The following is a 25,742-nucleotide window of genomic DNA, read 5'->3' as shown; positions in this document are numbered from 1 at the left end:
CAACGGCCCAGGCACCGGTCAGCGGCGCAGGTCCTTGACGAGCGTGCTCTTGCCAAACAGGCTTTGCACCAGATCCACCACCAACTCGGCGGTCTGGTTGCGCAGGTCGAGCGCAGGGTTGAGCTCGACGATGTCCACCGAGCCGAGCAGGCCGGTATCGGCAATCATCTCCATGCACAGCTGCGCTTCACGGTAGTTGGGGCCGCCCCGCACTGTGGTGCCCGTGCCCGGCGCAATCTCGGGGTCGAGAAAATCCACATCAAAGCTCAGGTGCAGATGGGTCTGGCTCGGGTCGCAGCCGGCCAATGGCGCCAGCGCGCGCAGCATGGTTTCGCGCATGCCCAGCTCGTCAATGGCACGCATGTCGAACACATCGATGTTGTGGGTCTTTATCAGGTGCTTTTCCTGCGCATCGACACTGCGCAAACCGATCTGGCACAGCGACTGCGGCCCCAGTGCGGGCGCAAAGCCGGCCAGGTGCGTGAGCTCGCGCGGGCCCAGACCCGAGAGGCAGGCCACCGGAATACCATGGACATTGCCCGATGGGGAGGTGTCGGGCGTGTTGAAATCGGCATGCGCATCGAGCCAAAGCACATAGAGGCGCTTGCCGGTGTCGCGGCAATGGCGCGCCACGGCGCTGATGGAGCCGACGGCCAGGCTGTGGTCTCCCCCCAGCATCAAGGGCATGCGGCCTGCGGCCAACTGCCCGTGCACAGCGTCATGCACCGCCTGGTTCCAGACAACGGCCTCGCCAAAGTTGCGCAGATCGCCATGCGCGGGGTCACGCGGCTTGCGCTGGTTGGCGGGCCCGGCCAGGTTGCCCAGGTCGTGCACGTCGCAACCCAGCTCGCTGAGCGCCGGCCCCAGTTGGGCGACGCGCAAGGCATCCGGCCCCATCGCGGCGCCCAGGCGTCCGGCACCGATATCAGTGGGTACGCCGATCAGGCTGATGGGCGTGGCGGGCGCGTGCACGGGGGCGGAGGTCAGGTCAGGCTGGAATGGCATGGCGGTCGGCTTCGGCGGGAGCTGGTTCGTCGTGGGTTGCGGGCGGCAACAGCAGCTCGAACAGGTTTTTAGGATTGCTCAATTGTGGCAGCAGGGCCAGCGGCTGCAACAGCTGGTGCTGCCGGGCCAGCGCATGCATGTAGCGCAAGGCGGTGTAGTCCTCCAGCGCAAAGCCGACGGAGTCTAACACCGTGATCTCGTCATCTCGCTGGCGGCCTGCCTGCTCGCCGCGCAATACCTGCCACAGTTCGGTCACGGCAAAGTCCTCAGGCATGTGCTGGATCTCGCCCTCGATGCGGCTTTGGGGCGCAAATTCAACGAATACCCTGGCATCCGGCAGGATCGCGGCATCAAGCTCGGTCTTGCCTGGGCAGTCGCCGCCCACCGCATTCAGGTGCATGCCGGGCGCGACCATGTCGCGGCGCAGGATGGTGGCATTGGTCTTGTCCGCTGTGACCGTGGTGACGATGTCGGCGCCTTGCACGGCTTCGGCGGCGCTGCGGCAGCGCTGTACCTGCAGGCCGGGCATCTGGGTGTGCAGGTTGTGGATGAGCTTGTCGGTGGCGGCGGGGTCGATATCAAACAAGCGCAGACACTGGATGCCCAGCAGGCCGACAAAGGCCAGCGCCTGGAATTCGCTTTGCGAGCCGTTGCCAATCAGCGCCATGGTGCGGCTGCTGCGCCGGGCGAGCAGCTTGGCCGCCATCACCGAAGTGGCGGCGGTGCGCAGCGCGGTCGTCAAGGTGAGCTCGCTCAGCAGGATGGGCGCGCCGGTGTCGGCCCGCATCAGTGCACCGAAGGCCATGATCGACGGAATGCCCAGTTGGGGATTCTTGGGATGGCCGTTGACGTACTTGAACGCGAAATGGCTGGCATCGGCCACCGGCATCAGCTCCATCACGCCGTCGGGGGTGTGCTGGGCCAGGCGCGCGCTCTTGTCAAAGTCCTGCCAGCGGGAAAAGTCCTGTTCCAGTGCGCTGACCAAGCCGCGCAGCAGCTCGGTCAGGCCCACACGCTGCACCAGCGTGGCGGCGGCATCGGTGCTGAGAAAGTCGACTTGGCCTGGGTGGGTTGTCATGGTGATGGCTCCTGGTTTTTCGTTATGGCTGCCCGCTGCGCAGGCCAAAGAGGCGCTGCCGCAGCGGCTGCAACCAGTGTCTCGCCAAGCCGCCATAAAGCAAAGTGCAAAAAATGGTAGAAAATGACAGTATTCAGAGCAATTAGTCAGTCCGTATTGTGCATATCGATAATATTGACCAAGCCTTGATCAGTCTGTTGCGCCAGAATGCGCGCGAGAGCGTGGCCACGTTGGCGGGCAGGCTGGGCGTGTCGCGCGGCACTGTCACCAACCGCATGGAGCGCCTGGAGCGCGAGGGCCTGATCGTGGGCTACAGCGTGCGCCTGCGCCCCGATGTGCAGCCTGACGTGCTGCGCGCCTGGATGAGCATCGAGATCACCGGCAATGACACGCGGCGCGTGATGGCGTCGCTGCTCGGGGAGCCGGGCGTGGCGGCGCTGCACAGCACCAATGGCCGCTGGGATCTGCTGGCCGAGCTGCAGGTGGCCAGCCTGGAGGCGCTGTCCCAGGTGCTGGAGCGCATTCGGCTGATCAAGGGCATCAGCAACAGCGAAACCAGCATCCATTTGGAGAGTTTTCGGGTGTCCTGAGCGCGTATTGGCGATTGCTACACCTTCGCGTTGGGATGACACCGGGCTGTGTTCAAAGGGCTGTGTTCAGGCCTAGTCAGCCAGCAAAAACGCCAGCGCCTGCTGCAGCTGCTGGGGGGCCTGCTCGGTGATGTGCGCATCATGGGTCAGCACCAGGCGCTGCACCGGCCAGGCACAGATGCGGGCGGCGGCCGCGCTCGCAGCGGCCCGGTCCCGGATCGCAAAGCGCAGCGCGCGCGGCATCGCCAGGCGGCTGCGCGTGCCGTTGAGGCTGTTGAACAGCCGTGCCGACAGCGACAAATCCTGCGGGTAGTACTGCAGCACATCGGTCACGATCAGGCTGGCGCTGGGCTGGTGCAGCCAGACGCATTCATTCAGTATCGGCAAACCTGCAAACGGCTGCATCTGCAGGCTGGGTTGCCAGGCCGCAGGCAGTGTCTGGTCCAGGCTTTGTAACTGGGGCAGGTCAGGGCGCTTGGCGCCCAGCCCTGGCGCGCCCCACAATGCTGCCTGCGGGTAATGCCCCTGCCAATCGCCGGCAAACAGATGGTGCATGCGGTTGGGCGCGACGATCCAGCGCACATCGCCCAGCGTATCCAGCGCCGCACGCAACGCAGCTGCTGGTGCTATGGGCGAGTGCAGCCACAGCGCGCCGCCCGCCAGGCGCACGACCGTCATGCGGGTGCGCACCGGCAGGCCGTGCACGCTGATCTGTTGGGTAGCGCTCCAGAGGTCGTTGGCGATAGGGTCGAGCATGGCTGGCCTGGTTGCAATGGAGGGAATGCCTTGGATTTTCATTGTGAATCCAGGCGCGCAGGTGCAGAAAAGCTGGCAATGGTCAACAATGGCAGCCATCTTTTGAGGAATCGTACATGCACTATGACGTGGTGATTGTGGGCGGCGGTGCAGGTGGACTGGAACTGGCCGCACAACTGGGGCGCAAACTGGGCGCGCGCGAAGGGCGCGAGCGGGTATTGCTGGTGGACAAGATGCCCTTCCACATCTGGAAGCCGACCTTGCACGAAGTAGCGGCCGGCACGCTGGATGCGCACCAGGAGGGCCTGTCTTACACCGTGCTGGCGCGCCGCAACCATTTCAGTTTTGCGATGGGCGAATGCATGGGTCTGGATGCCGCCAAGCAGAGCATTGTGCTGGCGCCGGTGATCAACGATGCCGGCAAGCAGGTGGTGCCCGAGCGTGTCATCAGCTACCAGCACCTGGTGCTGGCGATGGGCAGCGGCTCCAATTCCTTTGGCACCCCGGGGATCGAGCATGCCTATCTGCTGGAGAGCGTGCGCGATGCGCAGCGCTTTCACGCCGACTGGCTCGGTGCCTGTGCCCATGCGTCGTATGCCGAGCCGCGTTCGCTGGCGGTCGCCATCGTCGGTGCCGGAGCCACCGGCGTGGAGCTGTCGGCCGAGCTGATCGAGGCGCACCAGATGCTGCTGGAGAGCCTGTCGGACAGCCAGCGCTTCCGGCTCGATATCAGCCTGATCGAAGGCGGTGAGCGCATTCTGGGTGGACTGCCACCGCGCATCTCGGAGCAGGCCCGCGTCGCACTGGAGCGCAAGGGCGTGCGGGTGATGACCGGCACACGTGTGCAGTCGCTGGCGCAGGGCCAGGTGATCACCTCCAATGGCGAGGTGCCGGCCGATCTGATCGTCTGGGCCGCCGGCATCAAGGCAGCGGACAGCAATGCCCGTCTGGGGCTGGAGGTCAACCGCATCAACCAGTTTGTCGTGGACGACCACCTGCGCGCCAGTGCCAGCCGCATCTATGCAATGGGCGATTGCGCCGCCGCCACCTGGACCGAAGGCAAGACGGTGCCCGCGCGCGCGCAGGCTGCGCACCAGCAGGGCAGCTATTTGTGCAAGCTGCTGTTTGCCGCGCTCAAGGAGCGCTCGTTCAACGAGGTGTTTGTCTACCAGGACTTTGGTTCGCTGGTCTCGCTGGGTGACAACAAGGGCGTGGGCAATCTGATGGGCGGTCTGTCGGGCAAGAACTTCTTTGTGCAGGGCCTCATCGCCAAGTGGATGTATATGTCCCTGCACCTGATGCACCACCGTGCCATTCTGGGCACCGGCAAGACGGCGGTGCTGGCACTGGCCCGTTTGCTGCAGCAACGCGTGTCGGGCCGGATGAAGCTGCATTGACGCGGCACTGCCTGGCAGGCCCAGGCAGCGTCAAGCCCTGGGTTCAGATGTCGTCCGGCCCGAGGACGATATCGAGCGAGCTGCCGCCAGCGAGCAGCTTTTGCACCAGCTCTGCAGAGGAGTCGGCGCCGTATTTGCGCATCAGCCGGGTGCGGTAGATCTCGACCGTGCGGTGGCTGATGCCCAGGCCCCGGCCAATCTCCTTGCTGGTCATGCCTTCGAGCAGATGGGCAGCGACCTCGCGCTCGCGGGCGGTGAGCTCGGCGCGCACCGGGCGCAGCGCACTCAGGTCCTCAAAGCTCCAGACACCGCCTTCATGCGGGTCGTCGCGGTTGAACGCGCGGCCCATCACATGGCACCAGAACATCTCGCCATTGGCGCGCTTCATGATGCGGTTGTCCGAATACAGGCCCTGCGCGCCCATGATCGGGGCGATGCGGCGGCCCAGGCGCTCGAACTCGTCGGCACTCGGGTAGAGGATCTGGAAGGACTGGCCCATCATCAGCTCGCGCGAGGTGCGGAACATGTCGCAGACCTGTTCGTTGCAGTCGATCATGACCCGCCGGTGGGACACCACCAGGCCCACAGGCGCCATTTCGAAGGCTTGTCGGTAGTCGAGTGGTGTCACTGCCATGGCAAAAATTGTCCCCTTTACGAAATACTACGTATCCTAATACGTAGTATGCTTGATTGGCGAAACAAGCCCTTCTTATCAGGAGACAAGTGTGAATAAGATCTACCCCAGTGCTGCGGACGCGCTCAAAGGCGTGGTGGCAGACAAGCAGTTAATGGCCGTGGGCGGCTTTGGCCTTTGCGGGATTCCCGAGGCCTTGATCGAAGCGCTGCGCGACAGCGGCGTCAAGGATCTGACGGTGGCATCGAACAATGCCGGTGTCGACGGTTTTGGCCTGGGCAAGCTGCTGGAGACGCGCCAGATCAAGAAGATGATTGCGTCCTATGTGGGCGAGAACAAGGAGTTCGAGCGCCAGTACCTGGCTGGCGAGCTGGAGCTGGAGTTCACTCCCCAGGGCACCCTGGCCGAGAAGATGCGCGCTGGCGGCGCCGGCATCCCCGCCTTCTTCACGAAGACCGGTGTGGGCACGCAAGTGGCCGAAGGCAAGGAGCTGCGCGAGTTTGACGGCGAAACCTATGTGATGGAGCGCTCCATCGTTGCGGATGTGTCGCTGGTCAAGGCCTGGCGCGCCGACAAGAGTGGCAACCTGCAGTTCCGCCTGACGGCGCGCAACTTCAACCCGGCAGCGGCCACCTGCGGCAAGGTCTGCATTGTGGAGGTGGAGGAGATTGTCGAAGTCGGCGCGCTCAAGCCCGATGAGATCCATCTGCCCGGCATCTATGTGCACCGCCTGGTGCTCAATGCCACCCCCGAGAAGCGCATCGAAAAGCGCACCATCACCGAGAAGCAGTAAGGAGCCTGTCATGCCTTGGACCCAAGACCAAATGGCCGCACGTGCGGCGCAAGAGCTGGAAGACGGCTTCTATGTAAACCTCGGTATCGGCATTCCTACCTTGGTGGCCAACCACACCGGTGACAAGGAAGTGTGGCTGCAATCGGAAAACGGTATGCTGGGCATCGGCCCATTCCCGACCGAGGATGCCATCGACGCCGACCTGATCAATGCGGGCAAGCAAACGGTGACCACGATTGCCGGCTCGTCCATCTTCAGCTCGGACCAGTCCTTTGCGATGATCCGTGGCGGCAAGATCAACCTGTCCATCCTGGGCGCGATGCAGGTGTCCGAAAAGGGTGACCTGGCCAACTGGATGATTCCGGGCAAGATGGTCAAGGGCATGGGCGGCGCGATGGATCTGGTGGCTGGTGTCAAGCGCGTGATCGTGCTGATGGAGCATGTGGCCAGGAAGAAGGACGGCACGACCGACCTGAAGATCCTCAAGGACTGCACCTTGCCGCTGACGGGTGTGGGCGTGGTGGACCGCATCATCACCGACCTGGGTGTGTTCGATGTGGTGCCCGAAGGCCTGAAGGTGGTGGAGCTGGCCCCCGAGGTGAGCTTTGACGACGTGCAGTCCAAGACCGGCGTCAGCCTGATCCAGTAAGCACCGCTGCCCAGCCGCTACCGGTTGGCGCTGTAGCCATGAGCCCGCGCATCGATCGATGGCGGGCTTTTTCCATGGCGGGTGGCAGCTGTCGCTTTCCCCATTGCCGGGGAGGGGAGCAGAGGACATACTCAGTGAATATCTTTATCGACCCACCCACTATGAACGCTCCGTTTGCCCCTGCCGACCTTTCCCACCCGCTGTTCACCCGGCCCGATGTACTGCGCATGCGCGAGGACATGGCGCTGGCGCTGCGTGCGGCGGCGCACTTTGGTCTGGGGGAGGGCGTGTGCAACCATTTCAGCATGGCGCTGCCCGATGGCCAGCATTTCTTGCTGAACCCGCGCGGCCTGATGTGGGGCGAGATCCAGGCGGACGATGTGGTGATGGTGGACGCACAGGGTGCCGTGGTGGCGGGCGGCCATGTCGTCGAGCCCACGGCGATGTTCATCCATGCGGCCGTGCACCGCATTGCCCGCAAAACCTGCGTGCTGCACACCCATATGCCGTATGCCACCGCGTTGACCTTGACGACGCAGCGCGCACTGGACACCACGTTGAGCCAGAACGCGATGCGTTTTCATGGCCGGCTGGCCATTGATGCGCAGTACAACGGCTTTGCGCTCGATGACCGCGAGGGCGAGCGTATCGCCCACGCGATGCAGGGCGCGGACATCAGTTTTTTAGGCAACCACGGCATCATCGTGTGCGGAGAACGCATGGACTATGCGTTTGACGACCTGTATTACCTGGAGCGCGCCTGCCAGGCCCAGGTGCTGGCGCAGTCCACCGGTGTGCCGCTGGCGCCTTGCGAGCCAGCCTTGGCGGCCACCGTGGCGGAGCAGGCCAATGGCGAGCGGCTGCAATCGACGCTGTTCTTTGAGGCGCTGCGCCGCCAATTGCGCTGAGCAGCCTCTGCAGCACTTGCCACACGGGCCGGAGCGCGGACTCGGGCGGAGCCGCGTCCCTCCGGTGGGACGCTTTGCAGGCGATTCGCAAGCTTGATCTTCTCCGTTGCTGTCCTGCATCGCTGTGACTGCTACTGCAGGCGTCAACATCGTCATTCCAATATACAGGAATAAATTCTGTTAAATTGGAGGAATGACCATTGATGAGTTGCTCTCCACCCGCGTGCGCGCGCTGCGCAAGCAGCGTGGCTACACGTTGGAGGAGCTGGCGCAGCGCAGCAGTGTCAGCCGGTCGATGATTTCGCTGATCGAGCGTGGCCAGACCAGCGCCACCGCGGCCGTGTTGGGCAAGCTGGCGCAGGCCTTGCAGGTGCCGCTGGCAGCGCTGTTTGCCGATGAGCGCCAGACCCGCGCTCCGCAGCCGTTGGCCCGTGCCGACGCCCAGCCATGTTGGCGCGACCCTGCGACCGGCTATGAGCGCCGGCAACTGAGCCCGGTGGGCTTTCCCGCGCCGTTCGAGATGCTGGAGGTGGTGTTTCCGCCCGGCCAGCGTGTGGCGTTTGACAACGGCCTGCGCAGCCAGGCCTTGCACCAGCAACTGTGGCTGCTGCAAGGCGAGTTGCAGCTGACGCTGGGCACCGAGAGCTGGCATTTGCGGGCGGGCGACTGCCTGGCGATGGTGCTCGACCAAACCCTGGTATTTAGCAATCCCGGCCGCGAGCCCGCCCGCTATCTGCTGGTGCTGGCCGCGCCAGGCAGCAGCCTGCCGCCGTTGCCTGTGGTTTTTCCTGGAGAGATGGATGACTGAGAGACATGCGGTGCGCTGCACCCACGACCGGCATGCGCCGGCCATTTTGGCGATTCTGAACGACGCCATCGTCAACAGCACGGCGCTGTATGACTACCAGCCCCGCAATGCCGACAATATGCGCAGCTGGTTCGATGCCAAGCGCCAGGGCGGCTACCCTGTGATCGGGATTGAGGATGCGGCAGGCGAGTTGCTGGGCTTTGCCAGCTATGGGGCCTTTCGCGCCTACCCCGCCTACAAGTACACGGTGGAGCACTCGGTCTATGTGCGTGCTGACCAGCGCGGCCAGGGACTGGGCCTGCAGCTGATGGAGGCCATCATCGAGGAGGCGCGTTTGAACGATGTGCATGCGCTGGTCGGCGCCATTGACGCGGCCAATGCCGGCTCGATTGCCTTGCATCAGCGGCTGGGTTTCCAATCGGTGGGGCTGCGGCCGCAGGTGGGTTTCAAGTTTGGCCGCTGGCTGGACCTGGCCTTTTACCAATTGCTGTTGCAAACCCCGGCCCACCCGGTGGACGGTTGAGTCCAGCTGTCCTGCAGTGCACGCATGGGATAATCCGCTTTTTCGCGCAGCGCGGGCCCAGGTGGCCTGCGATGGCTGTATCGAGGCTCGATCACTCTGCGCAGTTGCTGTGCCGGCGTTCATCGCTGGCGCCGGTGCTTGCCCCTGATCTTGAGACTGGCCTGTGTAGCCAGCTTGTGCCTTATGTCCCATCGACAGCCTGTTCGCATCAGCGATATCGAGAAGTTTGACACCATCATCGACGCCCGCTCACCCGCCGAGTTCGCGCTGGACCACATTCCCGGGGCCATCAACTGCCCGGTGCTGAGCAACGAGGAACGGGCCCAGATCGGCACCATCTACAAGCAGGTCAGCCCCTTCGAGGCCAAGCGCCTGGGCGCTGCCTATGTGAGCGCCAACCTGGCGCGCCATCTGCACGACACCTTCCATGACCGGCCCGCCCACTGGAAGCCGCTGGTCTACTGCTGGCGCGGCGGTCTGCGCAGCGGCTCGATGGTGACCTGGCTGCGCCTGGTCGGCTGGGATGCACAGCAGCTGGCAGGCGGCTACAAGGGTTTTCGCGGCCATGTGATCGAGCGGCTGGAGTCGCTGGTGCCGCGCCTGCGCTTGCAGGTGCTGTGCGGTGCCACCGGCAGTGCCAAAACCCGGGTGCTGCATGCGCTGGCAGCGCAGGGCGCGCAGGTGATTGACCTGGAGGGCTACGCCAGCCACAAAGGTTCGCTGCTGGGCCACCTGCCTGGCGTGGAGCAGCCCAGCCAGAAGCACTTCGAGACCTTGCTCGCGACGCAGATCGGCCAGTTCGATCTGGAGCGCCCGGTGTTCATCGAAGGTGAAAGCGCCAAGATCGGGCGCATCTCGGTGCCGATGGCGCTGGTCGAGCATATGCGCCAGGCACCGGTTATCGAGGTCAAGGCCTCGGCGCAGGCGCGCCTGGCCTATTTGCTGCGTGACTACGCCTACCTGGGCGCTGACGCTGGTCTGCTGGCCACCAAGCTGGGCTACCTGAAGGAACTGCAAGGCAAGGAGGTCGTCGGCCGCTGGCAGGGTTGGGCAGCGCAGGGCGAGCTCGCCCCCCTGTTTGCCGAACTGATGGCCTTGCACTACGACCCGCACTACGAGCGCAGCCAGGCGCGCAATTTTGCCCGCTGGGCCGAGCGCCGGACCCTGGAGGCCGATGACCTGTCGGACGCGTGCATCGCTGCGCTGGCGGCGCAGGTGATGCAGCAGGCGGGGCGCTCCTGAAGGGCCGTTAGAAGACAGGCAGCCCCAGCCGCTGCCCCAGTGGAGAGAACAGCAGGCACAGGCCCACCAGGTTGAGCACCACGGTCAGCCAGAACACCTGCAGAAATTCCTGCTTGCTGGATTTGTGGCGCAGCCAGCGCTGGGCGAGCAAGGCGCCCGGCCAGCCGCCGAGCAAGCCCAGCAGCCACAAGTGCTTCTCGGGGGTGCGCCAATGCCCTTGCTGCGCGGCAGCCTTGTCCCAGGCATACCAGGCAAAGGTGACAAGCGAGGCCAACAGATACCAGCCTGCAGCCCGCCAGGTGGGGCCAAAGCTCAGGCCCAGTACCAGCAGCAACGCCGCCAGCGCGGGGATGAACAACAGGGCGGCGCCACCGGATGCGCCCGATCGGGCCGCACTGGTGGCCTGGCGCCGGGCGCGCGTGGTTGCGGCCCGTGGGCGTGCAGGATGCGTTGATGGCGGTACCGCTGCACCCAGCACGCGGGCGCGGCTGGCCCGGGGTCTGTCGCCTGCGGGCTTGTCCAGCACATAGCTCAGGCGCTGGCCGGCTTGGGGCCGGGCGGCGGTGTTCTGAAAGGCGGAGATGTGCACAAAAACTTGCGGGCCGCCGCCATCGGGGGCGATGAAGCCAAAGCCGCGCTCATCGTTCCAGGATTGCAGGGTGCCTTCAAGCAGCATAGGCCTCCAGCTGCGCCGCGGCGGCTTCCCATTGGGTCTCGCTGAATACCGCTACCCCGGCCTGGCGCAGCAGGCTGCAGGCCAGGCCTTCGCCCGGCACGGTATGGCCGGCAAACTGCCCGTCATAGACCTGGCTGGATCCGCAGGTCGGGCTGAACTCCTTGAGCACCGCCACCCGTATGCCATGGCGCTGCACCAGCTGCAGTGCCAGCTGGGCGCCCAGCACAAAGGCGGCAGTTACGTCGTTGCCAGCGCTGTCGCGTACCTGGGCGGCTTGGCGCAGCACCGCCATGCTGGTGCCGCCGACGATTTCAGCAGGCAGCCGGGGAGTGGGCAGGCCTGCGGCCGTCTCGGGGCAGAGGCTCACCACCTGCTGCCGTGCCAGCCAGCGGTCAAGCACCGCGTGCTGGGCCCCTTTGTGGCTGCCGTCATAGCGCACGGGCTGGCCAAGCAGGCAGCCGCTGACCAGGACCTTGGGAGGCGCAGACTTCAGCATGCCAGCACCTCCACCTGCCGGGCCTGTTCGCTGGCCTCGCAGCGCAGGCTGCTGCCGCTCAGTTGCATTTGCAGCCCGTTGGCAAATTGCAGATGCAGGTTGAGCGCCTCAGCCTGGTAATCGCTGGGCACTGGCAGCACGCTGAGCCTTTGCAGGCCCCGTTGCAGCCATCCGCTAGTCAGCAAGCCAAAGGCTTGCGCCTGGTCAGCGATTGCGGGCGGGCAGGGGTTGAGCAGCAGGCGCAGGCCATTGCTGTAGCCTTGCTGGGTGTCGCTTCCCTGGCGCTCAGCGACCAGTGCGGCCGAAAATTCGATGCTGCAGCCTTCTGCAGTGCGGTGGATGCGGCTGATTTCGGAGTCAGCAAATTCAAACTGGCGAGCCATCCCGTGATTGTCGCAGACCGAGGTGAGGGCCTGCACCACATCTGCGCTGGTCATGCGGCCCCGGATGGCGCCACGCAGTCACCGAGCCAGGGCATCGCTGAGGCGGTCCAGATCTGCCGATGTGGCGGCAGCTGCGCGCGTTCTTCCACGCAGCCCAGGCGGATCACGACAAACTCCGGGTTCAGTGCGGCGCAGCCGTACAGCGGCGTTCCGCAGACGGGACAGAAGACCTGGTCGCGGCGCTGGCCGCTTTGCGCGGTCTTGGTATAGGTCTGCACGGTGCCCTGCAGCGAGAAGTCGGCGATCGCGGCTTTGACAATGGCCCGCATCGGCGCGCCCGACAGCACCTGGCAGTCGCTGCAATGGCATACGCTGACCTGCGCGGGATCGATCAGCGCGGTAAAGCGAACCGCTTCGCAGTGGCATGCGCCGTGGATGAGCATGGCAGGGGCCTCCAGGTGGTTGTTGTTCGCGGGAGAAGCAATACGGTCTGCCTTTTTATCGTATTGAGCAGGCGCTGCCAAGGACCGCGGCGAGGAGGAATACGGATGGAACACGGCGGGTAATGGCATGACCCTTGCTTGACTGTCAACAACCTATGTTCGTCCTGGTCTGACTCCCCCGTAGGAATATCTTTACAGTCTTGGTTGCAGTAACTATGGTTGCATATAGAAACAACCAAGAGTTGGGTGTGAAAGTGCGAAGCCTGGAGGGAACTCAATAAAAACAACACATTGCGGAATAGATGCAGTTGATTGGATAGCTAATGGGGCAAAATTCGAAGGGTAAACCCCGGTATTTTGTGACATGAGGGGTTTGGGTTTTGTTACATATTTATGAATTGTCTTCAAAATAAACCGTGCTAAAGTCGCCCGCTATGTCACCGAAATGGATTTGCACCCTCATCGTCGCCGCGTCTGTCAGCGCACATGCCGCCCCCGAGAGCGAACACAAGCCATCCGATTTGGATCTGCTGCTGGGCATTGGCCAAAGCAGTCTTTCCAAGCTCGATTCGGTGCATCACCAGGTCAAGGACCAGGCCAATGTGCTGATCAGCAATGCCCTCGGGCTTATCGGCGTGCCTTACCGCCGTGGTGGTAACAGCGCTGAGACGGGGTTTGATTGCAGTGGCCTTGTTCGTGCTGTCTATGCCGAGAGCTGGGGCAAGATTTTGCCGCGCCGCGCAGAAGAGCAGGCCGCCGCTACCGACAAGATTGAAAAAGCCGAACTCAAGCCCGGGGATCTGGTGTTCTTCAACACCATGCGCCGGGCTTTCAGCCATGTGGGGATCTACATGGGGGACGGCAAGTTCATCCATTCTCCCCGCACCGGCAAGACTGTTCGGGTCGAGAGCATGGATATCGCCTACTGGGAAAAGCGCTTCGATGGCGCGCGCCGCGTGGAGTTGAGTGAAGAGGCGCGCACCAAGCTGATGCAGCAGGTCAACCTCGATGGTGCGGAGGCGCAGGATCTGATTGGCCGGGTGATGTCCAAAGCCAATATGCGTGTGAACTGAGCGCCTTGCGCTCTGCAGCGCGCGAAAGCGAACCAAGCTTCCTTCGGGAAGCTTTTTTGTTGTCTGCGCGGCATTGGTTCGCTGGGCTCAACGGTAAGGAGAGGGGGGCGTCACGCACCCCTGCATATAAGTAGATGGGCGCGCCAGAAGCAGACGCGTAAAAAAGGCTGCCTGTGGAGCAGCCTGGGCGGGTGACATGCTGGAGAGGCTCCAGCCAGGTCTTACTTGATCATCTGCAGGATATCGCGGAAGTCTTCGTGCTCGCAGCTGCGCAGCCATTCGAAGATGACCATCTCGGTGGTGACCAGCTCGGCGCCGGCACCGGCCAGGCGGTCGAAGGCGGCATCGCGGTTGCGCTCGGTGCGGCTGCTGCAGGCATCGGTGACCACGCAGACATCGAACTCGTCTTCGAGCAGCTCCAGCGCGGTCTGCAGCAGGCAGACATGGGCTTCGCAACCGGCAATGATGATGCTGTTGCGTTCAGGTGCGGCTTGTTGCGGCTTTTGCAGGTGCTTGGGGAGGCTGCGGGCATTGCCGCCCTGGGGCTTGGCCGGAGGGCGCAACCATTCGTTCAGGCCCTCGGGTACAGCACTGAAGAACATCTTGGCCAAGGTCTTGTTGCACAGCCCGCGCAGCTCTGCGGCATTGGGGCCGACCTTGCTGGGGTTTTGCTCGGTACCGAACACGGGTACCTGCAGTTGTTGGGCTACCTTTGCCAGCAGGGTGGCATTTTTCAGCACCTGCGCGCCATCGAAAATGGCGGGCATCAGTTTTTCCTGGTAGTCGACCAGCACCAGCTGGGATTCTTCAAAATCTAAAAGCATGCGGCATTTTACCTGTGACGGCGCCCGGCCGCTGCTGCGGCATCGCGCAGGGACTGACGAAGGCTGCAAAAGCCATCCAACAGCGGCAGGCCTGGCAGCCGCACCGCCGGGCGGGATTCAGCGCTGGTCCTGGTCCAGAGCAGGCGCATAGACGACCGGCAGCACAATGCCCGCTTCGTGTGCTACCCGCACGCAGTCGCGCAAATGCTGTTCGCCCAGGTAGCGCAAGGTGGCGTACCCCAGGGCGGCTGACACGGCCTGGCCGGCGATCGGCACATATTTGCTGGCCTGCTGCACGGTCAGGCGCATGCCCAGCGCCTTGGCGCCGCGCATGATCACATCCTTGGTGATCAGCTTGCCCACCAGCACACCGCCCAGCATATTGACGGTGTTCTGTACTTTTGCACGCTTGGCGGGGGTCAGGCGCGCAATCTGCTCATCACTCAAGCCAAAGTAGTTGCTGATTTGCGGGATCAGGCGCGACAGCAACGCGGCGTCCACGGCCATATCGAGCCCGGGCACCGGCGTCGCGCTGGCCAGCGCGGCCATCAGGGCTTTGCGGTGCAGCAGCTTTTGGGACTGCTCAACCGCCTCCAGCAGCGCAGGGTTGCCGGTTTGTGCGGCCAGTTGCAGTGCGGACAGGGGGCGGGGCTTGCGTCCAAGTTTCATGGGTGTCGGGGTGAAGTAAACAGCTGAAAAAAAATGCCTGCGTCCGCGGGCCCTCCCGCCTGGCGCAGGCTGCTTTGCGCTTAGCGCTTGCGGATCAGGCCGTAGAGTACCAGCAAGATGATGGCGCCGACCACCGAGGCGATCCAGCCGGCGGCCTGGCCTTCTTGGTACCACCCCATGGCGACACCGGCGTAGGTCGCCAGCAGCGAGCCGGCAATGCCCAGCAGGATGGTCATGATCCAGCCCATCTTGTCGTCTCCGGGCTTGATGGCGCGTGCAATAAGGCCCACGATCAGGCCGATGAAAATGGTTCCAATGATGGACATGCGTAGTTCTCCGTTGAGCTGTGAACGCCAGCGCCTGCGCAAGGTGGGCCTGGCCAATACGCCCTGAAGCGTACCAAGGCACTGTAAGGCTGTTTGTAGGAGAAGGGTCTGAATACAGCGGCTTTACGTGATAAACAACGGTGAACTGGCATTGTCACGCGCATGAAAAAAGCAGCCGGCGCTGCTGGGGCGCGGGCTGCTTTTGCAGGTCTGGGCCTTGGCAGCCGCAGACCGAGGGGGCAGGGGATCAGGCGACGACCTTGGCAATCGATGCGCAGACGTGCTCGATGTTCTTGCTGTTCAGCGCAGCCACGCACATGCGGCCCGTGTCCGTACCGTACACACCAAACTCGGAGCGCAGACGCACCATCTGGTCCTTGCTCAGGCCGGAGTACGAGAACATGCCGATCTGCGTGGTGATGAAGCTCATGTCCTGCTTCACACCGGCGGCTTTGAGGCCGGCGACCAGCTTCTGGCGCATTTCCTTGATGCGCACGCGCATCTCACCCAGTTCCTTTTCCCACAGTGCGCGCAGCTCGGGGTTGTTCAGCACTGCAGCAACGACGGCACCGCCGTGGGTGGGCGGGTTGGAGTAGTTGGTGCGGATGACGACCTTGAGCTGGCTCAGCACGCGGCTGGCTTCTTCCTTGTCGGTGGCAACCACGGACAGTGCGCCCACGCGCTCGCCGTACAGCGAGAAGCTCTTGGAGAACGAGGTCGACACGAAAATGTTCAGGCCGGCAGCGATGAACTTGCCGATCACGGCGCCGTCTTCGGCAATGCCGTGGCCAAAGCCCTGGTAGGCCATGTCCAGGAAGGCGACGAGGTTCTTGGCCTTGACCACCTCGATGACCTTGTCCCACTGGGCGGCGGTGATGTCATAGCCGGTCGGGTTGTGGCAGCATGCGTGCAGCACCACCACGGTGCCGGCGGCGGCGGCGTTCAGGTCGGCGATCATGCCGTCGAAATCGATGGCACGGTTGGCCGCGTCGTAATAGCGGTAGCTGGCAACTTCAAAACCGGCGTTCTGGAAGATCGCACGGTGGTTCTCCCAGCTCGGGTCGGAGATCAGCACCTTGGCCTGGGGGTTGAGGCGCTTGAGAAAGTCTGCACCGATCTTCAGGCCGCCGGTGCCGCCGACGGCTTGCACGGTCGCCACGCGGCCGGAGGTGACGACTTGCGAGTCAGCGCCGAACACCAGCGCCTTGACCGCGTTGTCGTAGGCAGCGATACCGTCGATAGGCAGGTAGCCACGGGGGGTGGGCTTGTCCATCATGGCTTTCTCTGCGGCCTGCACGCATTGCAGCAGCGGCAGCTTGCCGTTGTCGTCGAAATACACACCCACGCCCAGGTTCACCTTGTTGGGGTTGGTATCGGCGGTGTACTGCTCGTTGAGACCCAGGATCGGGTCGCGTGGGGCCATTTCGACGGAAGAGAAAAGAGACATGTGTAGTCCTTGGTAGGTAGAAATCTGGCTTTGCACCCCCAAATGCCAAACAAGAGGCCATCGCCTCTACCGCAATTTTGCAGTACGCTTTGGGGTTAACCCCGTATTCTAGCGACGCCCGCTCGCGCGTGGCATACCCGACCTATGCACGAAGTCACTCCAGAGGCACCCCGCGAGGGGGAATTCATCCAATATCCCGGCTCTCCATTCACGCTGTTCCAGCCATATCCGCCCGCTGGTGACCAGCCGGCGGCCATCGACGGGCTTGTGGAAGGCATTGATGACGGTGAGGCCTTTCAGACCTTGCTGGGCGTCACCGGCTCGGGCAAGACCTTCACGATGGCCAATGTGATTGCGCGCACCGGGCGCCCGGCCATCGTGTTTGCGCCCAACAAAACGCTGGCCGCACAGCTGTACAGCGAGTTCCGCGAGTTCTTTCCGAAGAACGCGGTGGAATACTTCGTCAGCTACTACGACTACTACCAGCCCGAGGCCTATGTGCCCCAGCGCGACCTGTTCATCGAAAAGGACAGTGCCATCAACGAGCACATCGAGCAGATGCGCCTGTCGGCCACCAAGAGTGTGCTCGAGCGCCGCGACACCATCGTCGTGGCGACCGTGTCGGCGATCTACGGTATCGGCTCGCCCGAGTCCTATACCAAGATGCGCTTCATCTTGCGGGTGGGCGACGAGTTGAGCCAGCGCGATGCGATCGCGCAACTGGTGCGCATGCAGTACAAGCGCAACGATGCAGATTTCTCGCGCGGCACCTTCCGCGTGCGCGGCGACACCATCGATGTGTTTCCGTCCGAGCACAGTGAAATGGCAGTGCGCATCGAGCTGTTCGATGACGAGGTCGAGAGTCTGCAGCTGTTCGATCCGTTGACCGGGCGCGTGCGCCAGAAGGTGCCGCGTTTCACCATCTACCCGAGCAGCCACTATGTGACGCCGCGCGACCAGGTGCTGGTTGCGGTGGAAACCATCAAGGAAGAGCTGGCCCAGCGCCTCAAGCAATTGGTCGGGGAGGGCAAGCTGGTCGAAGCGCAGCGCCTGGAGCAGCGCACCCGGTTCGATCTGGAGATGCTGACCGAAGTGGGGCACTGCAAGGGCATTGAGAACTACAGCCGCCACCTCTCGGGCGCCGCGCCCGGCGATCCGCCGCCGACGATGACGGACTACATGCCCAAGGATGCGCTGATGTTTCTCGATGAGAGCCACCAGATGATTGGCCAGCTCAATGCCATGTACAACGGCGACAAGGCACGCAAGACCACGTTGGTGGAGTATGGCTTTCGCCTGCCCAGCGCGCTGGACAACCGGCCGCTGAAGTTTGGCGAATTCGAGCAGCGCATGCGCCAGGTGGTGTTCGTTTCGGCCACGCCAGCCGACTACGAGAAGACTCATGCCGGCAAGATCGTCGAGCAGGTGGTGCGTCCCACCGGCCTGGTCGATCCCGAAGTGGAGGTGCGCCCCGCCACCCACCAGGTGGACGACGTGCTGCAGGAGATCCACGCGCGGGTCAAGGTGCAGGAGCGGGTACTGATCACCACCTTGACCAAACGCATGGCCGAGCAGCTGACCGAGTACCTGACCGACAACGGCGTGAAAGTGCGCTACCTGCACTCCGATGTTGACACCGTCGAGCGGGTCGAGATCATTCGCGATCTGCGTCTGGGCACGTTCGATGTGCTGGTCGGCATCAATTTGCTGCGCGAGGGCCTGGACATTCCCGAGGTATCGCTGGTCGCGATTCTGGATGCGGACAAGGAAGGTTTTCTGCGTGCGGAGCGCAGCCTGATCCAGACCATTGGCCGTGCCGCGCGGAACATGAACGGCAAGGCCATCCTCTATGCGGACCGCATCACGGACTCGATGCGCAAGGCCATGGACGAAACCAGCCGCCGCCGGGAAAAGCAGATGGCCTTCAATGCGGAGCATGGCATCGTGCCGCGCAGCATCGTCAAGCAAGTGCGTGATTTGATCGATGGCGTCTACAGCACCAAGGCCAGCGATGACATGGACCGTGCCCAGCAGGTGGCAATGAGCCGCGCCCAGGTCGAGGACATGTCCGAAAAGGAGATTGCCAAGGAAATCAAGCGCCTGGAAAAACAGATGCTGGAGGCGGCGCGCAATCTCGAGTTCGAGGCAGCAGCCCAGGCCCGCGACCAATTAACCATTTTGAAACAAAGGGCTTTTGGTGGCGCTTCTCCAGGGGCAGGGAATACCCGCAGCCTCTAGCGTTGTCAGTTTCTGTAAGTAATCTTTGCTTACCCGAGCGAATTTAGGGGGCATTGTGCTATACTGACACAAATTACTCAACAACAAGAAAAAAGCCTATCGATGAATGGGACCTACCCTGCACACGCAGGGTGGAGCGACAGGCTACGACGATGTCATTGCGGGTGGCTTGCTTGCATTGGGCGTCTATGGTTATCAAGCCTGACCTCTAAGGAACGATTATGCGTCTCACTACCAAAGGCCGATTTGCAGTCACTGCAATGATTGATCTGGCTTTGCGCCAGAACAATGGCCCGGTAACTTTGGCTGCCATCAGCCAGCGTCAGCAGATCTCGCTGTCGTATCTGGAGCAGCTGTTTGGCAAGCTGCGCCGCCATGAGCTGGTGGAATCCACCCGTGGCCCCGGTGGCGGCTACACCCTGGCTCGCAAGGCCGCCGAGATCACAGTTGCCGACATCATTGTGTCGGTAGATGAACCTATTGACGCCACGCAGTGTGGCGGCAAGGAAAACTGCATGGGTGAAGCCGGCCGTTGCATGACGCACGAGTTGTGGGCATCGCTGAACCAGCGCATGGTTGAATTTCTGGATTCCGTCACCTTGCAAAAGCTGGTGGACGACCAGTTGGCCAAGGGCATCCAGATCGAAGACAAGCCGATCGTGCGCCGCGCCATCTCGACCACGCCGGTGGTCAAGCCCATTCGCGTGACGGCACCGAACTCGGTGTTTGCGCTGGGCAATGTGTTTGCCAAATCCTGATTCTTGATGCGGCGCTGGTCGCCGCATCCCCGGTGCCTTTCACGGTGCCGGGAGGTCTTGTTGCGCCTTCCAGAAGGTGTGCAAGTCATTCGATGATTGCGTTTTGAGTTTTTGCGGGTGCCACCAGCACGCGCCAGTAGAGCCAGATATGGACACGACCCCACATTTCCCTATTTACCTTGATTACGGTGCTACCACGCCGGTGGACCCACGCGTGGTTGAAGCGATGATTCCCTGGTTGTCCGAGAACTACGGCAACCCTGCATCGCGCAGCCATGCCTGGGGCTGGACGGCGGAAGAGGCGGTTGAAAAGGCCCGCGCCCAAGTCGCCGCACTGATCAACGCCGATCCGCGCGAGATCGTCTGGACCAGCGGTGCCACCGAGTCTGACAATCTGGCGCTCAAAGGCGCTGCCCAGTTCTACAAGGGCAAGGGCAAGCACCTGATCACCGTCAAGACCGAGCACAAGGCGGTGCTCGACACGATGCGTGCACTGGAGCGCGAAGGCTTTGAGGTCACCTATCTGGATGTCAAGGAAGATGGTCTGCTGGACCTGGACGTGTTCAAGGCGGCGATCCGCCCCGACACGATTCTGGTCAGCGTCATGTTCGTGAACAACGAAACCGGCGTGATCCAGGACATCGACACCATCGGGAACATCTGCCGCGAAAAGGGCATCATTTTCCACGTGGATGCGGCGCAAGCCACCGGCAAGGTCGAGATCGATGTCACCGCGCTGAAGGTGGACCTGATGAGTCTGGCCTCGCACAAGACCTATGGTCCCAAGGGCATTGGTGCGCTGTACGTGCGCCGCAAGCCACGCGTGCGCATTGAAGCACAGATGCACGGCGGTGGCCATGAGCGCGGCATGCGTTCGGGCACCCTCGCTACGCACCAGATCGTTGGTATGGGCGAGGCTTTCCGCATCGCCAAGGAAGACATGGCCAAGGACTACGCCCATGCCAAGGCGCTGCAGCAGCGCATGCTCGACGGCCTGATGGACATCGAGCAGGTGTTCGTCAACGGCGACCTGACCCACCGCGTGCCCCACAACCTGAACATCAGCTTCAACTTCGTCGAAGGCGAATCGCTGATCATGGGTATCAAGGGCCTGGCCGTGTCCTCGGGTTCTGCTTGCACCTCCGCCAGCCTGGAGCCCAGCTACGTGCTGCGCGCCCTGGGCCGCAGCGATGAGCTGGCGCACAGCAGCCTGCGCATGACGTTTGGCCGCTTCACGACGAATGAAGACATCGACTACGCCGTCGCATCGATCCGTGAGAACGTGACCAAGCTGCGCGAGTTGAGCCCCCTGTGGGAAATGTACAAAGACGGTGTTGATCTGAGCACCATCCAGTGGGCTGCCCACTAAAGCCGGCGCAGCCGATAACTGTTAAGAGGTACCAAGATGGCATATTCCGACAAAGTGATTGATCATTACGAGAACCCCCGTAACGTGGGCTCTTTTGACAAGGGTGATGAATCCGTGGGCACCGGCATGGTCGGCGCTCCGGCCTGCGGCGACGTGATGAAGCTGCAGATCAAGGTCAATGCCGACACCGGCGTGATCGAGGATGCTCGCTTCAAAACCTACGGTTGCGGCTCGGCGATTGCATCGTCGTCGCTGGTGACCGAATGGGTCAAGGGCAAGACGCTTGATGAAGCCGCTGCGCTCAAGAACGCGCAGATCGCCGAAGAGCTGGCGCTGCCACCGGTGAAGATCCACTGCTCGATCCTGGCGGAAGACGCGATCAAGGCTGCAGTCAACGACTACAAGGCCAAGCACACCGCCAAGGCGGAGGCTTAAGGCGCCATGGCTGTCACGCTTTCTGAATCGGCTGCGCGCCATATCAACCGCTACCTGTCACGCCGTGGCCACGGCGTGGGTGTGCGTCTGGGCGTGAAGACCACCGGCTGCTCGGGCCTGGCCTACAAGCTCGAGTATGTGGACGAGGCAGCGCCCGAAGATGTGGTGTTCGAGGACCACGGCGTCAAGGTGCTGGTCGATCCCAAGAGCATGGCCTATATCGACGGCACCGAGCTGGACTTTGTGCGTGAGGGCCTCAACGAGGGCTTCAAGTTCCACAATCCCAATGAGCGCGATCGCTGCGGCTGTGGCGAGAGCTTCAGAATCTGAGGCCTCAGGTTCAGGCGCCCGGTTGGCCGTTACTGGCCGATCTGGCCTTGTTTGTCGGCATCGCTGATGCCAAAACTGCAAACCGCCTGTGCTTCTGCCAGGCGGTTTTTTCATGATGAATCTGCAATCCAACGATTTCGAACTGTTCGCCGTGCCGATGCAGTTTGCGCAAGACGCCCAGCAATTGGCCGAGCGCTGGAAGGCCTTGCAAAAGCAGGCCCATCCGGACCGCTTTGCGTCGCAAGGTGCTGCTGCCCAGCGCGTAGCGATGCAGTGGTCGGTGCGCATCAATGAGGCCTACCAGCGCCTCAAGGACCCGCTCAAGCGCGCCGCCTATCTGTGCGAGCTGCATGACGCACCCATCCGTGCCGAAGACAACACCGCCATGCCCACCGCTTTTCTGATGGAGCAGATGGAGTGGCGCGAGGCGCTGGAAGAGGCGCAGTCGCAAGCCGACGTGGACGCGCTGGACGACCAGGTGGCCAGCGCCCGCCGCGCGATGCTGGAGCGCTGCCAGCAACTGCTGGATGTGGAGCGTGACTACGCACAGGCGGCCCAGCAGGTGAGAGCCCTCATGTTTGTTGCGCGATTTAGCGGCGACATCGACCGCCGCCGCGAGCAACTGGGACAATAGGCTTTTGACCAAGGCAGGGTGGCCCACCAGGCCGCACAGCATGCCTTGGCGCCCCCCGTTGAGACCGCTGCGCCCGCATCCCCTGCGGGCCGCAGGCAAGAGAACACAAGATAGATCGCATCCATGGCATTGCTCCAAATTTCAGAACCTGGCCAATCTCCCGATCCCCACCAGCGCCGCATCGCGGTGGGCATTGATCTGGGCACCACGCATTCCCTGGTCGCTGCCGTGCGCAACGGCGTGGCCGAATGCCTGCCGGATGATGAAGGCCGGGTGCTGCTGCCATCGGTGGTGCACTACCACGCCAATGGCAAGCGCGACATCGGTCATGCGGCGCTCGCCCATCCCGGTGTGGATGCCGCCAACACCATTGCCTCGGCCAAGCGCCTGATGGGCCGCAACCTCGCCGATATCCATGCGCCCGAGCAACTGGCCTATGCGCTGGTGCAGCCCGAGGGCAGCGGCATGGTGGCCATCGAGACGGTGGCCGGCCGCAAGACCCCGGTGGAGATCAGCGCCGAGATCCTGGCCACCTTGCGCTACCGCGCAGAAGACACTTTCGACAATGACCTGTATGGCGCGGTGATCACCGTGCCGGCCTATTTTGACGATGCACAGCGCCAGGCCACCAAGGATGCGGCCCAGCTTGCCGGTATCAAGCTGCTGCGCCTGATCAACGAACCCACGGCTGCGGCCATTGCCTATGGCCTGGACAATGCCTCTGAAGGCATCTACGCCGTCTATGACCTGGGCGGCGGCACGTTCGACATCTCTGTGCTGCGCCTGGCGCGCGGCGTGTTCGAGGTCATTGCCACCGGCGGTGACTCGGCGCTCGGCGGGGACGACTATGACGCGGCGCTGGGCCAATGGGTGCTGGAGAAAACCGGCGCCGCGGTGCAGACCGCGCAGGACAAGGCGGTACTGCGCCTGGCCGCCAAGGCCGCCAAAGAGGCACTGACCGAGGCCGAGCAGGTCATCTTCTCGGCGCAGCTGTCGGGCCAGACCATCTCGCTGCCCCTGAGCCGTGCCGATTTTGATGTGGCCACCCAGGCCTTGACCGCCCGGACCCTGACGGCCGTGCGCCGTGCGCTGGCCGATGCCCAGCTCGCCAAGGACGAGGTACAAGGCGTTGTGATGGTGGGCGGCTCTACGCGCATGCCCCAGGTGCAGACGGCGGTCGGCAACTTCTTTGGCAAGCCGCCGCTGACCAACCTGAACCCCGACGAGGTGGTGGCCCTGGGTGCCGCCATCCAGGCCAACCAACTGGCCGGCAATGACACCAATGGCGACTTGCTGCTGCTCGATGTGATCCCGCTGTCGCTGGGCATCGAGACCATGGGAGGCCTGGTCGAGCGCATTGTCAGCCGCAACGAAACCATTCCGACCGCACGCGGCCAGGACTTCACGACCTACAAGGACGGCCAGACGGCCCTGGCCATCCATGTGGTGCAGGGCGAACGCGATCTGGTGGCCGACTGCCGCAGCCTGGCGCGCTTTGAGCTGCGCGGCATCCCGCCGATGGCCGCGGGCGCGGCGCGCATCCGCGTGTCCTTCACCATCGACGCCGATGGGCTGCTGAGCGTGGGCGCGCAAGAACTGGTGAGTGGTGTAGAGGCGCATATCGATGTCAAGCCCTCGTATGGCCTCTCGGACGAGCAGATCGCGAACATGCTGCGCGACAGCTTCAGCACCGCCCAGGCCGATATGCAGGCACGCGCGCTGGTCGAGGCGCGGGTCGATGGCGACCGCCTGCTGATCGCCACCCAAAGCGCGCTGGACGCCGATGGCGACCTGCTGGCCGACGCCGAGCGCAGCCAGGTCGATGCGCTGATGGACCAGCTGCGCCATGCGCTGGCCAACAGCGAAAGCGCCGCCGAGATCGAGGCCAGCACCGACGCGCTGGCCAAGGGCACGGAGGCCTTTGCCGCCGAGCGCATGAACCGTGGCATCCGCCAGGCCCTGGCCGGCAAGAACGTGCAATCCATTTAACCGACTACAGCAAGAAGAACCACACTCCCATGCCTATCATCAAAATCCTGCCCCATGCCGAATACTGTCCCCAAGGCGCCGAGATCAAGGCGCCTACCGGTACATCGATCTGCGAGGCGCTGCTGGACAATGGCATCAACATCGAGCACGCCTGCGACATGAGCCGTGCCTGCACGACTTGCCATGTGATCGTGCGCCAGGGTTTCGATTCCATGGAGCCTTCCGAGGAGGAAGAAGACGATTTGCTCGACCGTGCCTGGGGCCTGGAGCCGCAGTCCCGCCTGTCCTGCCAGGCCATTCTGGCGCGCGAGGATGTGACCGTGGAGATTCCCAAGTACTCGATCAACCACGCCAAGGAAAACCACTGAGCATCTGCCGGGCCGGGCGTATCGAAGCGCCCGGCTTTTACAATCGCTGTTTTGAGTCGAGGAAGTTGTAGATGTCGCGCCAAATTGTTCTGGATACGGAAACCACGGGTCTGTCTGTCGTCGATGGTGACCGTGTCATTGAGCTGGGCTGCGTCGAGCTGCTCAACCGCAAGCTCACCGGCAACAATCTGCACCTGTACTTCAACCCCGACCGGGAAAGCCATGAAGACGCGCTGCGTGTGCACGGCATCTCCAGCGCGTTTCTCGCTGACAAACCACGCTTTCACGAGAAGGCCGAAGAGATCCGGGCCTACCTGGAAGGCGCCGAGCTGATCATCCACAATGCACCCTTCGACATGGGCTTCCTGAACAAGGAGTTCGAGCGGGTGGGCATGCCTGCTCTATCGAGCATGGTCAGCGGTGTGCTCGACTCGCTGTTGATGGCGCGCGATCTGTTCCCGGGTAAGCGCAATTCGCTCGATGCCTTGTGCGATCGCCTCGAAGTGGACAATTCCGGCCGCGACCTGCATGGCGCTTTGCTCGATGCCGAGCTGCTGGCCGACGTCTACATCAACATGACGCGCGGGCAGGAGCAGCTGCTGTCATCTGACAGCATGGCGTCCAACAACAAATCCGGCTCGGCGGTGGTCATCAAGAAGGTGGACTTTGCGCAGTTCGATCTGCCGGTGATCCTGCCTTCCGATGCGGAGCTGGCAGCCCATGAGGACGTGCTCGCGCAGTTGGACAAATCGAGTGGCGGTAAAACTATTTGGAGAAAATTGGCCTAATTTTTACGGCCAGCAAATATTTGCTGTCATAATAGAGGGCTTGACGGCGAGAGATTTCGGGTGATTAGCTCAGCGGTAGAGCACTGCCTTCACACGGCAGGGGTCACATGTTC

General features: G+C 62.9%; 30 protein-coding genes. 18 read left to right on the top strand and 12 right to left on the bottom strand.

Annotation, left to right across the window (positions count from 1 at the left end; genetic code table 11):
- Positions 1-18: 18 nt before the first annotated feature.
- Together rocF and ACCQ08_RS20635 are read right to left on the bottom strand one after the other, a co-directional pair.
- Positions 19-1,005: an arginase gene (gene rocF / locus ACCQ08_RS20640; protein WP_312836000.1), complete on the bottom strand. Its 987-nt coding sequence runs from the start codon at positions 1,003-1,005 to the stop codon at positions 19-21.
- Complete coding sequence (locus tag ACCQ08_RS20635) at positions 989-2,083, bottom strand: ornithine cyclodeaminase (RefSeq protein WP_373450844.1); 1,095 nt, start codon at positions 2,081-2,083, stop codon at positions 989-991. Before ACCQ08_RS20635 ends, rocF begins: the two co-directional genes overlap by 17 nt.
- Positions 2,084-2,247: 164 nt before the next feature.
- Here ACCQ08_RS20635 and ACCQ08_RS20630 point away from each other — a divergent pair, with 164 nt between their 5' ends.
- Positions 2,248-2,673, top strand: coding sequence for an Lrp/AsnC family transcriptional regulator (locus tag ACCQ08_RS20630; protein WP_239812681.1), 426 nt, complete (start codon positions 2,248-2,250; stop codon positions 2,671-2,673).
- 72 nt (positions 2,674-2,745) lie between these two features.
- Here ACCQ08_RS20630 and ACCQ08_RS20625 read toward each other — a convergent pair whose 3' ends face one another.
- Positions 2,746-3,429 (bottom strand): DUF4336 domain-containing protein, encoded by a 684-nt coding sequence (locus tag ACCQ08_RS20625; RefSeq protein WP_373450843.1) that lies wholly within the window; start codon positions 3,427-3,429, stop codon positions 2,746-2,748.
- 116 nt (positions 3,430-3,545) lie between these two features.
- On the opposite strand from ACCQ08_RS20625, the gene ACCQ08_RS20620 reads away from it, so the two are divergent.
- Positions 3,546-4,826, top strand: a complete 1,281-nt coding sequence (locus ACCQ08_RS20620) for an NAD(P)/FAD-dependent oxidoreductase (RefSeq protein WP_373450842.1) — start codon at positions 3,546-3,548, stop codon at positions 4,824-4,826.
- A gap of 43 nt (positions 4,827-4,869) precedes the next feature.
- Here ACCQ08_RS20620 and ACCQ08_RS20615 read toward each other — a convergent pair whose 3' ends face one another.
- Positions 4,870-5,460, bottom strand: coding sequence for a PAS and helix-turn-helix domain-containing protein (locus ACCQ08_RS20615; RefSeq protein ID WP_230776784.1), 591 nt, complete (start codon positions 5,458-5,460; stop codon positions 4,870-4,872).
- Between the two features lie 91 nt (positions 5,461-5,551).
- On the opposite strand from ACCQ08_RS20615, the gene ACCQ08_RS20610 reads away from it, so the two are divergent.
- From ACCQ08_RS20610 to mnmH, 6 genes are all read left to right on the top strand, one after another.
- Positions 5,552-6,253 carry a CoA transferase subunit A gene (locus ACCQ08_RS20610; RefSeq protein WP_133855995.1) on the top strand — a complete coding sequence of 234 codons (702 nt, stop codon included), beginning with the start codon at positions 5,552-5,554 and terminating at the stop codon, positions 6,251-6,253.
- A gap of 10 nt (positions 6,254-6,263) precedes the next feature.
- Positions 6,264-6,902 (top strand): 3-oxoacid CoA-transferase subunit B, encoded by a 639-nt coding sequence (locus ACCQ08_RS20605; protein ID WP_312408976.1) that lies wholly within the window; start codon positions 6,264-6,266, stop codon positions 6,900-6,902.
- 161 nt (positions 6,903-7,063) lie between these two features.
- Positions 7,064-7,810, top strand: coding sequence for an aldolase (locus ACCQ08_RS20600; protein WP_256460968.1), 747 nt, complete (start codon positions 7,064-7,066; stop codon positions 7,808-7,810).
- A 193-nt stretch (positions 7,811-8,003) separates the two neighbouring features.
- Entirely contained in the window at positions 8,004-8,618 is a 615-nt protein-coding gene (locus ACCQ08_RS20595) for a helix-turn-helix domain-containing protein (protein ID WP_373450841.1), read from the top strand.
- The gene (locus ACCQ08_RS20590; protein WP_373450840.1) at positions 8,611-9,141 is read left to right on the top strand and encodes an N-acetyltransferase family protein; all 531 of its coding nucleotides are present in this window, start codon (positions 8,611-8,613) and stop codon (positions 9,139-9,141) included. Before ACCQ08_RS20595 ends, ACCQ08_RS20590 begins: the two co-directional genes overlap by 8 nt.
- A gap of 183 nt (positions 9,142-9,324) precedes the next feature.
- Positions 9,325-10,383, top strand: coding sequence for a tRNA 2-selenouridine(34) synthase MnmH (gene mnmH, locus ACCQ08_RS20585; protein WP_373450839.1), 1,059 nt, complete (start codon positions 9,325-9,327; stop codon positions 10,381-10,383).
- A 7-nt stretch (positions 10,384-10,390) separates the two neighbouring features.
- Here the strand turns inward: mnmH and ACCQ08_RS20580 are convergent, their stop codons facing one another.
- Genes ACCQ08_RS20580 through ACCQ08_RS20565 form a run of 4 tightly spaced genes read right to left on the bottom strand, consistent with a single transcriptional unit; the run spans position 10,391 to position 12,381 of the window.
- Positions 10,391-11,059: a DUF1294 domain-containing protein gene (locus tag ACCQ08_RS20580; RefSeq protein WP_373450838.1), complete on the bottom strand. Its 669-nt coding sequence runs from the start codon at positions 11,057-11,059 to the stop codon at positions 10,391-10,393.
- Positions 11,049-11,555, bottom strand: a complete 507-nt coding sequence (locus ACCQ08_RS20575; protein ID WP_312408980.1) for a DUF523 domain-containing protein — start codon at positions 11,553-11,555, stop codon at positions 11,049-11,051. Before ACCQ08_RS20575 ends, ACCQ08_RS20580 begins: the two co-directional genes overlap by 11 nt.
- Positions 11,549-11,992 carry a hypothetical protein gene (locus tag ACCQ08_RS20570; RefSeq protein WP_373450837.1) on the bottom strand — a complete coding sequence of 148 codons (444 nt, stop codon included), beginning with the start codon at positions 11,990-11,992 and terminating at the stop codon, positions 11,549-11,551. The genes ACCQ08_RS20575 and ACCQ08_RS20570 overlap by 7 nt, the downstream gene beginning before the upstream one ends.
- Entirely contained in the window at positions 11,989-12,381 is a 393-nt protein-coding gene (locus ACCQ08_RS20565; protein ID WP_312835993.1) for a GFA family protein, read from the bottom strand. Before ACCQ08_RS20565 ends, ACCQ08_RS20570 begins: the two co-directional genes overlap by 4 nt.
- 434 nt (positions 12,382-12,815) lie before the next feature.
- On the opposite strand from ACCQ08_RS20565, the gene ACCQ08_RS20560 reads away from it, so the two are divergent.
- Positions 12,816-13,454, top strand: a complete 639-nt coding sequence (locus ACCQ08_RS20560) for a C40 family peptidase (RefSeq protein WP_239811823.1) — start codon at positions 12,816-12,818, stop codon at positions 13,452-13,454.
- A 221-nt stretch (positions 13,455-13,675) separates the two neighbouring features.
- On the opposite strand, the gene ACCQ08_RS20555 is transcribed toward ACCQ08_RS20560, so the two are convergent.
- From ACCQ08_RS20555 to ACCQ08_RS20540, 4 genes are all read right to left on the bottom strand, one after another.
- Entirely contained in the window at positions 13,676-14,278 is a 603-nt protein-coding gene (locus ACCQ08_RS20555; protein WP_373450836.1) for an isochorismatase family protein, read from the bottom strand.
- A gap of 117 nt (positions 14,279-14,395) precedes the next feature.
- Positions 14,396-14,947: a hypothetical protein gene (locus tag ACCQ08_RS20550; RefSeq protein WP_312408983.1), complete on the bottom strand. Its 552-nt coding sequence runs from the start codon at positions 14,945-14,947 to the stop codon at positions 14,396-14,398.
- 80 nt (positions 14,948-15,027) lie between these two features.
- Complete coding sequence (locus ACCQ08_RS20545; protein ID WP_239811826.1) at positions 15,028-15,273, bottom strand: GlsB/YeaQ/YmgE family stress response membrane protein; 246 nt, start codon at positions 15,271-15,273, stop codon at positions 15,028-15,030.
- Between the two features lie 247 nt (positions 15,274-15,520).
- A complete protein-coding gene (locus tag ACCQ08_RS20540) occupies positions 15,521-16,720 on the bottom strand; it encodes an amino acid aminotransferase (protein WP_373450835.1) in 1,200 nt (399 codons plus the stop codon).
- Positions 16,721-16,864: 144 nt separating this feature from the next.
- Here ACCQ08_RS20540 and uvrB point away from each other — a divergent pair, with 144 nt between their 5' ends.
- The 9 genes from uvrB to dnaQ all read left to right on the top strand — a co-directional run bounded on the left by uvrB (position 16,865) and on the right by dnaQ (position 25,629).
- Positions 16,865-18,958: an excinuclease ABC subunit UvrB gene (gene uvrB / locus ACCQ08_RS20535; protein WP_312835992.1), complete on the top strand. Its 2,094-nt coding sequence runs from the start codon at positions 16,865-16,867 to the stop codon at positions 18,956-18,958.
- 221 nt (positions 18,959-19,179) lie between these two features.
- Positions 19,180-19,716: a Fe-S cluster assembly transcriptional regulator IscR gene (iscR, locus tag ACCQ08_RS20530; protein WP_021025851.1), complete on the top strand. Its 537-nt coding sequence runs from the start codon at positions 19,180-19,182 to the stop codon at positions 19,714-19,716.
- 148 nt (positions 19,717-19,864) lie between these two features.
- A complete protein-coding gene (locus tag ACCQ08_RS20525) occupies positions 19,865-21,085 on the top strand; it encodes an IscS subfamily cysteine desulfurase (RefSeq protein WP_373450834.1) in 1,221 nt (406 codons plus the stop codon).
- A gap of 36 nt (positions 21,086-21,121) precedes the next feature.
- The gene (gene iscU, locus ACCQ08_RS20520) at positions 21,122-21,520 is read left to right on the top strand and encodes a Fe-S cluster assembly scaffold IscU (RefSeq protein ID WP_021025849.1); all 399 of its coding nucleotides are present in this window, start codon (positions 21,122-21,124) and stop codon (positions 21,518-21,520) included.
- Between the two features lie 6 nt (positions 21,521-21,526).
- The gene (gene iscA / locus ACCQ08_RS20515; protein ID WP_021025848.1) at positions 21,527-21,850 is read left to right on the top strand and encodes an iron-sulfur cluster assembly protein IscA; all 324 of its coding nucleotides are present in this window, start codon (positions 21,527-21,529) and stop codon (positions 21,848-21,850) included.
- 115 nt (positions 21,851-21,965) lie between these two features.
- Positions 21,966-22,484, top strand: coding sequence for a Fe-S protein assembly co-chaperone HscB (hscB, locus tag ACCQ08_RS20510; protein WP_312528642.1), 519 nt, complete (start codon positions 21,966-21,968; stop codon positions 22,482-22,484).
- Between the two features lie 123 nt (positions 22,485-22,607).
- Positions 22,608-24,473, top strand: coding sequence for a Fe-S protein assembly chaperone HscA (hscA, locus tag ACCQ08_RS20505; RefSeq protein WP_373450833.1), 1,866 nt, complete (start codon positions 22,608-22,610; stop codon positions 24,471-24,473).
- A gap of 29 nt (positions 24,474-24,502) precedes the next feature.
- Positions 24,503-24,841 (top strand): ISC system 2Fe-2S type ferredoxin, encoded by a 339-nt coding sequence (fdx, locus tag ACCQ08_RS20500; RefSeq protein WP_239811831.1) that lies wholly within the window; start codon positions 24,503-24,505, stop codon positions 24,839-24,841.
- A gap of 71 nt (positions 24,842-24,912) precedes the next feature.
- On the top strand, positions 24,913-25,629 hold the full coding sequence (gene dnaQ, locus ACCQ08_RS20495; protein WP_373450832.1) for a DNA polymerase III subunit epsilon: 717 nt from the start codon (positions 24,913-24,915) through the stop codon (positions 25,627-25,629).
- Positions 25,630-25,742 lie beyond the last annotated feature (113 nt).

The sequence above is a fragment of the Comamonas sp. SY3 genome (assembly GCF_041730275.1).
GTDB classification, from domain to species: domain Bacteria; phylum Pseudomonadota; class Gammaproteobacteria; order Burkholderiales; family Burkholderiaceae_C; genus Comamonas; species Comamonas sediminis.
The sequence above is the reverse complement of the archived record's forward strand: the minus strand, read 5'-3'. Positions and strand labels throughout refer to the sequence as shown.